Below are 13,267 nucleotides of genomic sequence, written 5' to 3'. Positions count from 1 at the left end.
GGGACAGGCCCCGGATCAAATCCTTCTGACTCTAACCCGGCTATGGCGGTCGGAAAAAGCCGGAACCTCAGCGTCCCTCCGGCGGTTCGCCGTCCGCCGTCTCAACGCCTGTCGCGTCGACGACCATGCGCGGCTTGGAGATCGCGGCCCCGGTCAGGCTTTCGGCCGGCAGCGGGGAGAAAGCCGTTTGTCCGGACGCATGCTCCCGTTCCCGTATGACGCGACGGACGAGGACGAACACTGTCAGTCCGGCGCAGCCGGCGGCGGCATAGACGAACAGGCCCGATGGGCCGAACCTGTCCATCAGCAGGGCGCCGGGGACGGGGCCGATCATCGCTCCGGCGGCCCAGACCACCAGCAGTCCGCTGACCGTCGGAACGATGCGGCCCGGCGGCACCACGTCGCAGGCATGGGCGACGCACAGGGCGTAGATGCACAGGACCTGACTGCCCCACAGTGCGAAGCCCGTCCATACCAGCCACTCGGGGCTTCCGGCCGGCAGCAGCGCCATGACGGCGGACAGAATGGCGCCGATCGCCGCCACGGCCGCGATGACGATGCGCCGGTCGCGCCGGTCCGACAGCGCACCGAGCGGCCATTGGGCAAGCAGGCTGCCGCCCTGGAGCGCAACGAGCAGTGTGGCGGCGGCCGACGCGGACATGCCGATGCGCAGCCCGTACAGCGGAGCGAACGCGGTCATCGTGCCGGTCACCACGCCGACCGCGAAGCAGCCGACCAGGGCGGACGGCGCCAGCCGGAACAGCCCGCGCAGGTCGAGCGTCACGGCCGTCGGCAGGGCCGGGCGGGCAGGGCGGGCGGCGGCGACCGGCAGCACCGAGAGCAGGATCAGGAGGATCAGCAGCCGGAAGGGCTGGTCGCCGCCGGGGTCGAGCAGAAGGGGACCTGCCATCAGCGCCAGCTTGGTGGTGACCATGTAGATCGCCAGGATGCGCCCGCGCTGGCCATTCTGCGCTCCGGTGCCGATCCATCCTTCGACCACCGTGAACAGGCCTGCGAACCCGACGCCGGTCATCGCCCGCAACAGGAACCAACCGATGCCGCCACCGGCCAGCGGCAGGGCCAAAACCAGGATCGCCATGAGCGCGGCCAGTCCGGCATAGGCACGGACGAAACCAAGACGGCGAACCACCCTGGGGGCGGCAAGGCAGCCGGCGGCGAAGCCGATGCCGTAACCGGACGCGACCATGCCGATATCGGCCGCCGACAGGCCCTGTGCCTGCATGCGCAACGGCAGCAGGGCCTGGAGCAGTCCGTTGCCGGCCTGAAGCAGAATGGCGGCGGCCATGACCGGCAGCAGCGGCGGCATCAATCTCCGCGTCTCCGTCCGGCTCAGGTCCGGGCGAAGGTGAGGGCGCCGGCTTTTTCGGCCTCCATCTCCTCCATGTCGAGAAAGCGGTCGCCGATGCGCGGGTGGGCGCGACTGCCGTCCGACGCGCCGATGGCGACCAGCAATTCGTCGGGACCGGGTGCGTCGGGAACCTGGAAGTTCGCGGTCAGGAAATGGGCCCGCTTGCCGGTCTCGGTCTTGTGGATCATCGGCAGGGCGAGCAGCGCGCCCGGGGCGTTGCGGGTGTTGGTGAAGCTGAGGAAGGTGGTTCCCTGCGCCGCTTCGCGGAACATGTTGCCGAAGCGCAGGGTATGGATCAGGGCCGAGGCATGCTCGATCTCGCCGTTGACGCCGACCGAGGCGGCCTTGCCGTAGGCTTCGATACGTTCTGCCGGCATGAGGGCGACAAGCCGCCGCGTCATTTCCGCCCCCAGCACCGGCGCCACACGCAGAATTTCCGGACGCAGATTTTCGACGAATCCCTGGCCGGCCCAGGGATTGCGCAGCACGGCGGCAACCACGACCGACGTGATCGGCCGTTCGGCCGGCTTGCCGCCTTCGACGATGGTCTCCTCGATGAAGGTGGAGATCTTTCGCAGTCCAATGTCCATCATGTCCTGTCCGATTCTCTGATGTCCGTTCCCCGGCGCCGGCCGGACCGGGTGCGGCCGGCGGCTTCGGGGGTGGAGGCTGGTGGGCGTTCGCGAGTGTTCAGCTTGCCGCCTTGGCGCTGGCGACCCATTGCTCGAACGTGGGTTTGTTGGCGGAGAGCCATTCCTGGGCGAGTGCGCGGATGTGGCTTTCGCTGGCACCCTTCTCGCTGATGCTGCGTTCCCAGCCGGCCCAGGTCTGCAGCGGGAAGCCGATGGATTCGACCAGCGCCTTCACCGCTGGGTTGGCGGCGATGAAGTCGCGGTTGGCAACGGTGTTCCAGTTCCACGACGCCATGGCCATCCGGCAAGGGTCGGCATCGCCGGCGCAGCCCGATACGCCTTTGACGAGGGCGGTTCCCTTGTTGGGCACCGACGGCGGCAGGGCGTCGAACGGGGTGGGCAGCCAGACCACGTCCTTGCCCGGGATCAGCGTGTTGGTGACCCAGGACGGACTCCAGGCATAGAAGAAGGCCGGTTCGCCGCGGCGGACGCGGGCGACGGCCTCCACCATCAGCGGCTCGTACTTGCCGCGGACCGAATTCACCGTGTCCTTCAGGCCGAACTTGTCGAGCTGGTAGTCGACCACGTCGCCGCAGCTCCAGCCGGGATCGCAATTGACCAGATCGGCCTTGCCGCCCTTGCCGAACAGCGCGGCGATTTTTGGATCCTTCATCTGCTCCAGCGAGGTGATGTGATGGGCGTCGGCCGTCTTCTTGTCGATCAGATAGCCGTTGACGCCGCCTTCCTTGATCAGTCCGCCGCCAACGATCATCGCCTGCTGCTCCACCTTGCGGAAGGCGGGTTCGCGCTGGGGGAAGTTGATGTCGGTGGCGATATCCAGGTCGCCCTGCGCGGCCGCCTGGAAGAACAGGGTCGTGCTGAGTGTGCTGAGCTTGACCGAATATCCCAGTTCCTTGAAGGCGGCGGAGACGATCTGGGCGGTGACGTAGTTGGCGCCCAGACTGTCGGATTGGGCGTAGCGGATGATCTTGCCCTTGCCGGGCTGGTCGGCGGCCAGCGAGGGTTGGGCGCAGCCCAAGGTGAGGAATGCGGCGACGGGCAGAAATTTTATGGCCGATTTGGCGTTGAAGAAGGGCATGACGGTCTCCTCGAACGGGGCGGGACGGGATAGGGGGGAACCGGGTACCAGGATGTGGCGCGGGTCGGAGTCACTGGTCCGGACTGGAGATGACGGGATTGGAGACGGCCGGCCGGGCGACCCCCTTGTCCTCGATCGGTCTGCCGGAGCGGACCAGCGCCCGCAGGCTGCGAAACAGCGGGCGTCCGCCGGGGCCGCTGGGCTGGGCCATCTTCTGGGTGATGCGATCGAGCACCATGGCGAGCAGGACGATGGCGATGCCGCCCACCGCGGCGCGGCCGACGTCGAGCCGTCCGAGTCCCTGGAGCACCACCAGCCCCAGCCCCTCCGCCCCGATCATGGCGACGACCACCGACATCACCATTGCGGTCAGCACCGTCTGGTTCAGACCGCCGAGGATGGTCGGCACGGCAAGGGGAAGCTGAACCTCCCACAGCAGCTGCCGCTTGGTGGCGCCGAAGGCGAGGCCCGCCTCGACCATCTCGGTCTCGACCATGCGGATGCCGAGATTGGTGAAGCGGATCAGCGGCGGCGCCGCCGCCGTCACCACCGCCACCTCGCCCGGCACCGTGCCGACGCCGAACAGCATCACCACCGGAACCAGATACACGAAGGTCGGGGTGGTCTGCATGATATCGAGGATCGGACGGACCACGCCCCACAAGCGGTCGCTGCGGGCACAGCCGATGCCGATCGGGATGCCGATGGCCGCGCAGATGACGATGGCCGTGGTGATCAGCGACAGGGTCGTCATCGCTTCCGACCACACCCCCAGGGCGGCGATGGCGATCAGGGCGACGCCGGTGAAGCAGGCGACGCCCAGGCTTGCCAGCCGCCAAGCCAGCAGCACCGCCACCGCCACGACGGCGAGGAAGGGAATTTCCTGAAGCAGGAAGATATTGAGCGTCAGGACATATTCGACCGGCCATTTGATGGCGAGGAAGAGCGGACGCAGATTCAGCGCGATCCAGGCGACGCCGTCCTGAATCCAGGCGTCGACGGGGAAGACATTCAGGTCATTGGCGTCAAGCATGCAGACCTCCCACGGGGTGAGGAGGGGCCGACGCGATGCCGGCCAGAATGCGATCGCCGGCGAGCGTTCCGGTCAACCGGCCTTCCTCGTCGACGACCGCCATCGGTCGTCCGGCCCGGTGGGCGCGGGCGGCGTCGAGGAGGCTGTCGCCTTCGCGCACGGTGACGAAATCCTTGCGGAGGGTTCCGAAATTTGTGTCCCCATAGGGCTTGCCGTCGCGCAGGCTCCGGAGCGTCTCGGCGTCCAGCACGCCGACGACATGCCCGCCGTCGTCCAGCACCAGCCCGCCGCCGTCGCCGGTCTCGGCGAGGCACAGTCCGGCAGCCAGCGGAACGGGCTGCACCGGGCTCATCGCCGAACGGGCGTCGAACAGGCGCGAGCGGTCGACCTCGCGGGTGAAGGCGGCAACATAGTCGCTGCCGGGCTCCAGCACGATCGACTGGGGCGTGCCTTCGCGGACCAGTTCGCCGTCGGCCATGATGGCGATCCGGGTGCCGAGCTTCAGCGCTTCCTGGAAGTCGTGGGTGATGAACAGGATGGTCTTCTTCAGGGTGCGCTGCAGGCGCAGCAGTTCGTCCTGCATCTCCGTCCGGATCAGCGGATCGAGTGCGCTGAACGCCTCGTCCATGATCAGCACGTCGGCGTCGGTGGCGAGCGCGCGGGCCAATCCGACCCGCTGGCGCATGCCGCCGCTCAACTCATGGGGATAATGGTTTCCCCAGCGCGCCAGCCCGACGATCGACAGAACCTCTTCCGCCCGGCGCCGCCGGACCTGGGGGGACACCCCCTGGAGCTTCAGGCCGAATTCCGCGTTCTCGGCGACGGTGCGGTTGGGCAGCAGGGCGAAGTGCTGGAACACCATCGAGATCCGCGTGCGGCGGATGTCGCGGAGTTCCGCCTCGCCGGCGGCGACGATATCCTGGCCGTCCAGCAGGATGCGGCCGGCGCTCGGTTCGTTCAGCCGGTTGATGCAGCGCGCCAGGGTGGACTTGCCCGACCCCGACAGCCCCATCACCATGTAGATAGCGCCGCTCTGCACCGACAGTGAAACGTCGTTCAACCCTACGACCATTCCGGTCTTTGCCAGCACTTCGGACTTTTTCGCACCGGCTGCGAGCATTTTCAAAGCCGGCTCGGGAGATTTGGAGAAAACTTTACAAAGATTCTCTACCCTCAGTCGTTCGGTCACAACCGTCTCCCATCGTTGTGGTCGGTGGGCTTTCCCTGTCTTCAAAGTTTTTTACTTACGCCCATTTAGAAAAACTGGACCTCTTCCTGTCTTCCCGTCAAACGGAGGAAACGCAGCCCAATCATTCCTGCGAACCGGAGCATGCGGGCGACGCGTCTCCGTCATCTCAGGGGCGAAAAAGCAGTCGGCAGCAGGATGCGGTTTTCCGCCGTTTCGATCAGTGCCGTCAGCTTCGGGATGAAGGCCTGCCAGCGCGGATCCTCGGAGAGCCGTTGGCGGCGGGCGGTGCGGTCCTCGAAATCCGCGTATCCCCACATATGGACGACATGATTGAGTGGGCCGATCTCGCTGACGAAGTAGCCGATCAGGTTGCCGAGGATCGGTTGCTGGATTTCCAGCCCTTCGTTCTGCACGAGCGCCAGATAGTCGCGCAGCTTGCCCGAGCGGATGCGATAGATCCGTTCCTCGACGATCATGGCGTGCCTCCCGTGCCGTCTTCGGCGTTCTCCTGCCGGATTTTACGGGCGATGCGGAAGCACTCGACGCCGGCGGGAATGCCGCAATAGACCGCGATCTGGATCAGCGCCGCCTGCAGTTCGGCATCGGAAAGGCCGTTGCGGATGGCGCCGCGCAAATGAAGCTCGAACTCGTGCATGCGTCCCAGCGCCGCGATCATGCCGAGGTTCAGCAGGCTGCGCTGGCGGCGGTCGAGCGCGTCGTCCGCCCAGCATTGCCCCCAGCAATATTCATTGACCATCTGCTGAAAGGGGCGGGAGAAGTCGTCGGCCGCGGCCATCGCGCGGTCGACATAGGCGTCGCCGAGCACGTCGCGTCGGACGCGCTCACCCGCCCGTTGCAGGGGCTCATCCATGGCTTGCAGTCTCCTTTGGGTGGTCGGCGGGAGGAAGGTGGGCCGGCGTCAGGAAGCGTCCCATCAGCCCCGCCACCGCGTCCGGCGCCTCGATCAGGATCGAATGACGCAAGCCGGGCAGGATGTGCAGTTCGGAACCGGGAATGCTGTCGTGCATGGTGCGGGCCATGCGCGGGTTTGAGCCGATGTCCTCTTCGCCCGTCGCGACCAAGGTCGGACAGCGGATCTGATCGAGGAAACCGCCGAAGTCGGTTTCCGCCAGGACGCGGTAGGCGGCGGCGTAGCAATCGGGGTCGTTCTCGGCGTTGCGCCGGCGCAGGACCTGAATCAAGTCCGGGTTCCGCTCCTGGAAGCCCTCCGTCAGCCAGCGCGACAGGGAGGCGTCATAGTGCGAACCCGGCTGGCCGGCCTGCAAGGCGGCAAGGCGGTCCAGCACCCGCCGCCGTTCCTCCGGGTTGCGTCCGGCGACGGTGGACAGCAGCACGAGGCGCTTGACGCGCTCGGGGTGATCCAATGTCAGGCGCTGTGCGATCAGCCCGCCGAGCGAGAATCCCGCCAGGTTGAAGCGGCCGAACCCGACATGGTCGGCCAGAGCCAGCGTCTCGCCGACGAAATCATCGATCTCGTAGCGGCCCTTGATCCGGGTGGAGCCGCCATGGCCGCGCAGGTCGAAGGTCAGGATGGTGAAGCGGTCGGCCAGCCGCTCGACCACACCGCTCCAGGCCTCCAGGTAGGAGCCGACGCCGTGGACGCAGACCAGCGGCTCCGGACCCCGGCCGTCGAGCCGGTAGTTCAGCGTCACCGGCCCGACTGTGAAGTGACGGGATGCCGCCATGGTCAACGTCCCGCCGCAGCCATGCGCGGCGCCGCCGCGGCAATGCGCCGATCCTCCTCGCGCTGTCGGTCTCGCTCGCGGGCGGCGAAGACGGGCAGCACCTCTCGGGTGAACAAGTCGAGCGTCTTGCGCTGCAACTCGAACGGCAGGTTGAAGGACAGGCCGAGCGAGAACTGGTCCACGCCAGCCGCCTCGTAATCCAGCAGCTTTTCGATCACCTCGTCCGGCGTGCCGAACATGAGGTTCTTCAGGACATTCTCCGGCTTGTAATTGTCGCGGCCGGCGACGCTTTCGTAGGAGACGGCGGTCGGGAATCCGTTGGTCACCGTTCCGATGTTCTGGAACAGGTTCTCGAAGCTGCGGCCATAGTCGATGCTGTGCCGCACCGCCAGTTCGGCCTCCTCCGGCCGCTCGTAGCAGCAGGTGCGGCGCTGCATCATGAAGCGCGGGCGCGGCACCTCCGGATGGTCGGCCACCGCCTTGCGGAACTTTTCGCCCAGCACGGCGATCTCGGCGGCCGGGGCGGCCAGCGGCGTCGACAGGATGCTGGCGCCGATGCCGACCGCCCAGTCGAAGGTGCCCGGATCGCGGGCCGCCACCCAGATGCGCGGGTGCGGCGTCTGCAGCGGCTTGGGCACCGAGGTGGCCAGAGGGAATTTCCAGTAATGGCCGTCATGGGCGTAGTCGCCGGCCCACAGTTTCTGCACCGCGGGCACCAGTTCCTTCATGTAGGCGACGCCCTCCTGCTGGGGCATGCCGCCGGCCATGCGGTCGAACTCGTACTGGTAGGCGCCCCGGGCGATGCCGAACTCCAGCCGGCCGCCGGTCAGATGGTCGCACAGCGCTGCCTCCCCGGCCAGACGGATCGGGCTCCAGTAGGGGGCGACGACCGTGGCGGTGCCGAGGCGGATGCGTTCGGTGTGCTGGGCGAGCCAGGTCAGGATGGTGAAGGGGTTGGGGGAGATCGTGCACTCGATCGTGTGATGTTCGGCGGTCCACAGGGTCTCGAAACCGCCCTGGTCGGCCATTCTCACCAGTTCCAGCATGGTGCTGGTCACGTCGCTCATCGGCGTGTGCGGTGAAAAGCGCTCCATGGCGAGCGCGACGGCGAACTTCATGTCCTGGTCCTTTATGCGGGGGAGAAGAAGCCCGGTCGGGGCGGATCAGCGCAGCCGGATGACGAAGGGGTCCTGCATGGCGCCGGAATAATCGATGACGACGTTCTTCGACCGCGAGAATTCGCGCATCACGTCGAAGCCGCCACGCCGGCCGTAGCCGCTCTGCTTGAAGCCGCCGTTCGACGACATGTAGGCGGCGGCACGGTAGGTGTTGATCCAGACCGTGCCGGCGTCGATCCGGGTGGCGAAGCGCATGGCGCGGTCGATGTCGCTGGTCCAGATGCCGGATGCGAGGCCATAGCGCGTGTCGTTCGCCATGGCGATCATCTCGTCTTCCGAGGCAAAGGGCACCACGCCGACGACCGGGCCGAATATCTCGTCCTGCATGAAGCCCATGTCGTTGTGCGCGTCGGCCAGCACCGTCGGCTCGAAATACCAGCCCTTCTCCAGCCCCGCCGCCTGGGGCCTCCGCCCGCCGGCCGCCAGCCGGGCACCGTCGCGCAGACCCGAGGCGACATAGCCCTCGACCTTGGCGAGCTGCGCCGACAGGGCAAGTGGGCCGATGTCGGTGTTCTCCTCCATCGGGTGGCTGACGGTGATGCGTCCGGTGCGAGCGACCAGCGCCTCGACGAAGCGGTCGTAGATGGCGGCCTCGACGAAGCAGCGCGACCCGGCGACGCAGGTCTGTCCGGCGGCGGCGAAGACGCCGGCGACCACGCCGTTCACCGCCCGCTCGATGTCGACATCGCCGAACACCACATGAGGCGACTTGCCGCCCAACTCCATCTGGCAAGGCACGAGGTTGGCTGCGGCGTTGGCGGCGATGCGGCTGCCCGTTTGGGTGCTGCCGGTGAAGACGATCTTGGCGATGCCGGGATGGCGGGTCAGCGCCTCTCCGGTGGTGCCGCCACCGCCGGTCACCACGTTCACCACGCCGTCCGGGAAGCCGGCTTCCGTGACCAGTTCGGCGAGCGCCAGGGTAGAGGCGGTGGCATGTTCCGACGGCTTGATCACCACCGTGTTGCCGATGGCCAGACAGGGCGCCAGCGTGCCGGTCAGCAGCATCAGCGGCGAGTTCCACGGCGTGATCATGCCGACGACACCCAACGGTTCACGCAGGTTGAAGTTCAGCATGTCGAGCTTGTTCACCGGGATGGTGTCGCCCTGCAGTTTGTCGGCCATTCCGGCGAAGTAGAGGTAGCTGTCGGGGATGGCGCGCATCTGGGCACGCATCTCCTTGATCAGCTTGCCATTGTCCCGGGTTTCCATCAGCGCCAGTTCTTCAGCGTTGGCGAGGATCAGCTCGGCCAGACGGTGCACGAGCTTGCCGCGGTCGCTCTGGGTCATGCGCCGCCAGGCCGGATCGACGAATGCGGCCCGTGCAGCGGCGACGGCGGCGTCGACATCCTCCTCGCCAGCATCGGCCAGCTCGTACCAGGGCTCAGCGGTGGTGGGATCGTAGCTCGGAATGTAGCGGCCGCTTTTCGGTTCCACGAACCGTCCGCCGATATAGAGGGCGCGGCGGGTGCCTTCGAGCGATCTGCAGGTGGTGTGCATCGCGATCTCGTATTTTTGTGAGGGAGCGGCGGGAGTCAGCCGTTTTCGGCGAAAGCGCCGGGCCAGGAAGAGGTGCTGCCGTCGACCATCGCCAGCCGTCCGCCATCGCTTGAGTCGATGTAGATGCCGAAGCGGTCCGCTCGGCGTTCCCGGACATAGCGGCGCAGCATCGCCCGGGTCTCGCGCATCGGCATCGCCTCGAAGGGCAGGGCGTCGAGCGCGAAGAAGCGGAAGCCCGGCGGCAGGGTCGTGGCCGTCGCGTCGGCCGAGAGGCGGGCGCGATAGACCAGACAGCCGGCGTCCTGTCCGGCAATGTCGAAGACCGAATAGAGGAAGCTGTCATCCGGCCGCAGCGGCAGCGTACCCCCGTCTGCCAGAAGCAGTGACCGTTCGGCCTTGCGGCTGCGACCGCCCGGCAGGCGCCAACCGCCCGCTCCGTCGGACTGCAGCAGGATACCGTCGTCCGCTTCGACGAGGTAGCCGACCTGAATGCCGTGCGGTGCCTCTGCACCGGCGTCCAGAGAGTCGCGCACCGTCGTGTACCTGCCTCGGCAGAAGCCGAGCGGAGCTGTCCGGTTTGCCGTTTCGCTTGGACCGAAGTCCTGTACGCGACCGATGAGAATGAGATGGTCACCGGCGAAGACACGGTCATGCACCGTGCAATCGAACCAGGCGAGGCAATCGGTCAGGACCGGTGCGCCGGTGTGTTTCGGGCCAAACCCGGTTGAGTGGAATTTCTCGGGTGAACGAGAGGCGAAAAGGCTGGATACATCGGCCTGTCCCTCGTGCAGCAGGTTCACGGCGAAGGATGGCGCGCTGCAGAAGATCGGAAAACTGAACGACCGATTGCCGATACAGACGAGGACAAGCGGAGGATCGAGTGAAACGGACGTGAAGGAATTCGCCGTGATCCCACGCGGATTTCCCTCTTCGTCAAGCACGGTGACGACCGTGACTCCGGTCGGGAACATGCCGAAGGCGTTTCGGAGGTCCCTTTGATTTATGGGCGTTGGTTCATTCGAAGAGACTGTCACGTCAACCTCCCTTCCATGACAAGGACGAGGCTACGCCGGGCGGACGCGGCCATCTTCCTCCGGGGCAGCGGAAGCTGCGACATTTTGTCCCATCGATTCCGAGGAACGCCTCCTGTCGCGGCAGCTGCGACGTGGATGCGTCGGTTGCCGCCGCGCTAGTGGGCGCTGGGTTGACCATGACGATATGGCCGGGCACAAGCGCCTTCTTATGCGATGTCGCATAGTCCGCGTCCTATTTCCATAAGGCGCCTTATGTGTTTTTTGATTGTAGGCGCAATGTCAAAATGTCAGTCCCTCGCAACATAGAACTGTCAGTCTTCCGCCAGGTTTGCGACGGCTGGGAGGCTGGCGATGGGCTGGATCACGATGAGCGAACGGGAGTTGCAGCGCGTCGAGGTTCTCGGCGATGTGCTGAGCGGTCGCCGCGGAGTCGGATCGGCGGCGTCGGTTCTGGGTTTGAGCGAGCGTCAGGTGTGGCGGCTGTTGGCGCGCTACAAGGCCGGTGGCGGCGGCGCTCTGGTTCACCGTGGGCGCGGCCGTCCATCGAACCGGCGGCTTGGCGATGAGGTGCGGGAGCGGGCGCTGGAACTTGTCCGCAGCCGCTATGGCGATTTCGGCCCGACCTTGGCGGCGGAAATGCTGCGGGACAAGCATGGGCTGACGGTTTCGCGCGAGACGTTGCGCCAGTGGATGGCGGCGGCTGGCCTTTGGCTGTCGCGCCGGCAGCGCCGGCAGTTCCACCCTCCCCGACTGCGCCGCGAACGGTTCGGCGAGTTGATCCAGATCGACGGCAGCGAGCACCGCTGGTTCGAGGATCGCGCCGATCCCTGCACGCTTCTGGTGTTCATCGACGATGCGACGGGCCGGCTGATGCAGCTTCGCTTCGCCGTCTCGGAGAGCGCCTTTTCCTACTTCGAGGCGCTGGAGGGCTATCTGAACGCCCATGGCCGGCCGTTGGCCCTCTACTCGGACAAATACTCGGTGTTCCGGGTCTCGCAGCGCGAGGCGAAGGGCGGCCAGGGCATGACGCAGTTCGGCCGGGCGTTGGCGGAATTGAACATCGAGATCTTGTGCGCCAACTCCAGCCAGGCCAAAGGTCGGGTCGAGCGGGTGAACCGGACGCTGCAGGACCGGCTGGTGAAGGAGTTGCGGCTGGCCGGCGTCACCGGCATCGAGGCGGGCAACGCCTTCCTGCCCGGCTTCGTCGAGCGCTTCAACGCCCGCTTTGCCCTGCCCCCTGCCCGGCCGGACGATCTGCACCGGCCGCTGAACCTCGCGCCGGATCGGCTGCGCCAAGTGCTGTGCTGGCGTGAACAGCGCCATGTCGGGCAGCAGCTGACGCTGTCCTACGAGCGCAAGCTGATCATGCTGGAGGAAACCGAGCTGACGCGGGGGCTGGTCGGCCAGTATGTCGACACCTACGCCTTCGCCGACGGCCGTCTGGAGGTGTGGTGGAAGGGCGTGGCACTGCCTTATCGGGCCTTCGACAAGGACCAGCGGGTCAGTCAAGCCGACATCGTGGAGAACAAGCGGCTGAGCGCTGTGCTGGCCCAGGTGAAGGAGATGCAGGAGAGCCGGCCGCCGCCTCGGGTGAAGACCAACAGCGAAAAGAACGGCTACCGCAAGACAGGCCGGCGCAAGTCGAACAGCGGACCGGCTGAAGGTGCCTGTATGGCCGACTGACCGCAGCTGTTTGCCCTCTATCCGTGAGCCCCGGTGGGGCAGGCATCTCTGGCAGCAGGATGATGGCTCGGCGATCAGCGTCGCCGTCAAGCCCTGCGCCTGCGGCGCACCGCAGAGCGGCGATGGGGCTTGACCGCGCCGCCGAGCCGAACCCGAACGCAGCCATGCCAGATATGCCGAAGAAGGCCGGCCACAACCACACAAAGCCCAAAGCCCGCCCCACTGACATCCCTACTTTGCGCCAACCACTGACACTTCTATCCGGTCGCAACATTGATTGTAGGCGGGTAGGTTCTATTCTGAAGTGCAACTTTCTTGTAATCACAGGGCTTTACGGGTCGTGAGCGCTGATGGGTGAGCATTATTCGCAGATCGATTTCGCCGAGCGCCGCCGCATCCAGGATATGCGCGACGCCAAGATGCCGGTGACGGCGATCGCCGAGGCTTTGGGCCGTCACCGGTCGACCATCCACCGGGAAATCCGGCGCAACTTCTATCACGACCCGTTTCGAGATCGCTGGGGCAAAGAGTACAAGGGCTACTTCTGCACCAGCGCCCAGAAGTATGCCCGTGATCGACGCTCTCGGCGTAGATTGAAACTGACGCTCAAGCCGGTTCTGCGCGACCACCTGATCGCCAGGCTGCGGGAAGGCTGGTCGCCACAACAGATTGCTGGCCGCCTCAAGCTGGATGCTTCTGATGGCGCGACAGTGTCGCACGAGACGATTTACCGCTTCATCTACGGTCCAGAAGGCCGAACCCTTAGGGATCGTTTCCAGAACCTCGGCGGCACCTTCGGCGCAATCCTCGGGTTGATCTTTGGGAACGCAGAGATTGCGTTCCATAA

General features: G+C 66.2%; 11 protein-coding genes and 2 pseudogenes. 2 read left to right on the top strand and 11 right to left on the bottom strand.

What is annotated here, in order from left to right:
- Window positions 1-67: 67 nt before the first annotated feature.
- The 11 genes from TSH20_RS24115 to TSH20_RS24065 form a co-directional block, all read right to left on the bottom strand.
- Window positions 68-1,327 carry an MFS transporter gene (locus TSH20_RS24115; RefSeq protein ID WP_109155741.1) on the bottom strand — a complete coding sequence of 420 codons (1,260 nt, stop codon included), beginning with the start codon at window positions 1,325-1,327 and terminating at the stop codon, window positions 68-70.
- A gap of 23 nt (window positions 1,328-1,350) precedes the next feature.
- Window positions 1,351-1,959, bottom strand: a complete 609-nt coding sequence (locus tag TSH20_RS24110) for an amino acid synthesis family protein (RefSeq protein ID WP_109155796.1) — start codon at window positions 1,957-1,959, stop codon at window positions 1,351-1,353.
- Window positions 1,960-2,059: 100 nt separating this feature from the next.
- Window positions 2,060-3,100: a glycine betaine/L-proline ABC transporter substrate-binding protein ProX gene (proX, locus tag TSH20_RS24105; protein WP_109155742.1), complete on the bottom strand. Its 1,041-nt coding sequence runs from the start codon at window positions 3,098-3,100 to the stop codon at window positions 2,060-2,062.
- A 70-nt stretch (window positions 3,101-3,170) separates the two neighbouring features.
- Entirely contained in the window at window positions 3,171-4,133 is a 963-nt protein-coding gene (locus tag TSH20_RS24100; RefSeq protein ID WP_109155743.1) for a proline/glycine betaine ABC transporter permease, read from the bottom strand.
- Window positions 4,126-5,205 (bottom strand): betaine/proline/choline family ABC transporter ATP-binding protein, encoded by a 1,080-nt coding sequence (locus TSH20_RS24095; protein WP_256379219.1) that lies wholly within the window; start codon window positions 5,203-5,205, stop codon window positions 4,126-4,128. The genes TSH20_RS24100 and TSH20_RS24095 overlap by 8 nt, the downstream gene beginning before the upstream one ends.
- A gap of 278 nt (window positions 5,206-5,483) precedes the next feature.
- Window positions 5,484-5,798 (bottom strand): NIPSNAP family protein, encoded by a 315-nt coding sequence (locus TSH20_RS24090; RefSeq protein WP_109155745.1) that lies wholly within the window; start codon window positions 5,796-5,798, stop codon window positions 5,484-5,486.
- Window positions 5,795-6,193: a carboxymuconolactone decarboxylase family protein gene (locus tag TSH20_RS24085; protein ID WP_109155746.1), complete on the bottom strand. Its 399-nt coding sequence runs from the start codon at window positions 6,191-6,193 to the stop codon at window positions 5,795-5,797. Before TSH20_RS24085 ends, TSH20_RS24090 begins: the two co-directional genes overlap by 4 nt.
- Window positions 6,186-7,028, bottom strand: a complete 843-nt coding sequence (locus TSH20_RS24080; RefSeq protein WP_109155747.1) for an alpha/beta fold hydrolase — start codon at window positions 7,026-7,028, stop codon at window positions 6,186-6,188. The genes TSH20_RS24085 and TSH20_RS24080 overlap by 8 nt, the downstream gene beginning before the upstream one ends.
- Window positions 7,029-7,030: 2 nt before the next feature.
- Window positions 7,031-8,146: an LLM class flavin-dependent oxidoreductase gene (locus TSH20_RS24075; protein WP_109155748.1), complete on the bottom strand. Its 1,116-nt coding sequence runs from the start codon at window positions 8,144-8,146 to the stop codon at window positions 7,031-7,033.
- Between the two features lie 45 nt (window positions 8,147-8,191).
- Entirely contained in the window at window positions 8,192-9,703 is a 1,512-nt protein-coding gene (locus tag TSH20_RS24070; RefSeq protein ID WP_109155749.1) for an aldehyde dehydrogenase, read from the bottom strand.
- Between the two features lie 35 nt (window positions 9,704-9,738).
- Entirely contained in the window at window positions 9,739-10,674 is a 936-nt protein-coding gene (locus tag TSH20_RS24065) for a flavin reductase (protein WP_109155750.1), read from the bottom strand.
- A gap of 414 nt (window positions 10,675-11,088) precedes the next feature.
- Between TSH20_RS24065 and TSH20_RS24060 the strand changes: the two are divergent.
- Window positions 11,089-12,375: pseudogene (locus tag TSH20_RS24060) on the top strand (ISNCY family transposase); the annotation flags it as partial.
- 395 nt (window positions 12,376-12,770) lie between these two features.
- Window positions 12,771-13,184 (top strand): annotated as a pseudogene (locus TSH20_RS24055) (helix-turn-helix domain-containing protein); the annotation flags it as partial.
- Window positions 13,185-13,267: the final 83 nt, after the last annotated feature.

The sequence above is a fragment of the Azospirillum sp. TSH20 genome (assembly GCF_003115935.1).
In the GTDB taxonomy this organism is placed as follows: domain Bacteria; phylum Pseudomonadota; class Alphaproteobacteria; order Azospirillales; family Azospirillaceae; genus Azospirillum.
Note: the sequence above shows the minus strand (reverse complement) of the source record. Positions and strands in the feature narration are given on the sequence as shown.

Coding starts and splice junctions, on each gene's coding strand:
- TSH20_RS24115 (WP_109155741.1), bottom strand. CDS start 1,327: ATGCCGCCGCTGCTGCCGGTCATGGCCGCCGCCATTCTGCTTCAGGCC.
- TSH20_RS24110 (WP_109155796.1), bottom strand. CDS start 1,959: ATGGACATTGGACTGCGAAAGATCTCCACCTTCATCGAGGAGACCATC.
- proX (WP_109155742.1), bottom strand. CDS start 3,100: ATGCCCTTCTTCAACGCCAAATCGGCCATAAAATTTCTGCCCGTCGCC.
- TSH20_RS24100 (WP_109155743.1), bottom strand. CDS start 4,133: ATGCTTGACGCCAATGACCTGAATGTCTTCCCCGTCGACGCCTGGATT.
- TSH20_RS24095 (WP_256379219.1), bottom strand. CDS start 5,205: ATGGTCGTAGGGTTGAACGACGTTTCACTGTCGGTGCAGAGCGGCGCT.
- TSH20_RS24090 (WP_109155745.1), bottom strand. CDS start 5,798: ATGATCGTCGAGGAACGGATCTATCGCATCCGCTCGGGCAAGCTGCGC.
- TSH20_RS24085 (WP_109155746.1), bottom strand. CDS start 6,193: ATGGATGAGCCCCTGCAACGGGCGGGTGAGCGCGTCCGACGCGACGTG.
- TSH20_RS24080 (WP_109155747.1), bottom strand. CDS start 7,028: ATGGCGGCATCCCGTCACTTCACAGTCGGGCCGGTGACGCTGAACTAC.
- TSH20_RS24075 (WP_109155748.1), bottom strand. CDS start 8,146: ATGAAGTTCGCCGTCGCGCTCGCCATGGAGCGCTTTTCACCGCACACG.
- TSH20_RS24070 (WP_109155749.1), bottom strand. CDS start 9,703: ATGCACACCACCTGCAGATCGCTCGAAGGCACCCGCCGCGCCCTCTAT.
- TSH20_RS24065 (WP_109155750.1), bottom strand. CDS start 10,674: ATGTTCCCGACCGGAGTCACGGTCGTCACCGTGCTTGACGAAGAGGGA.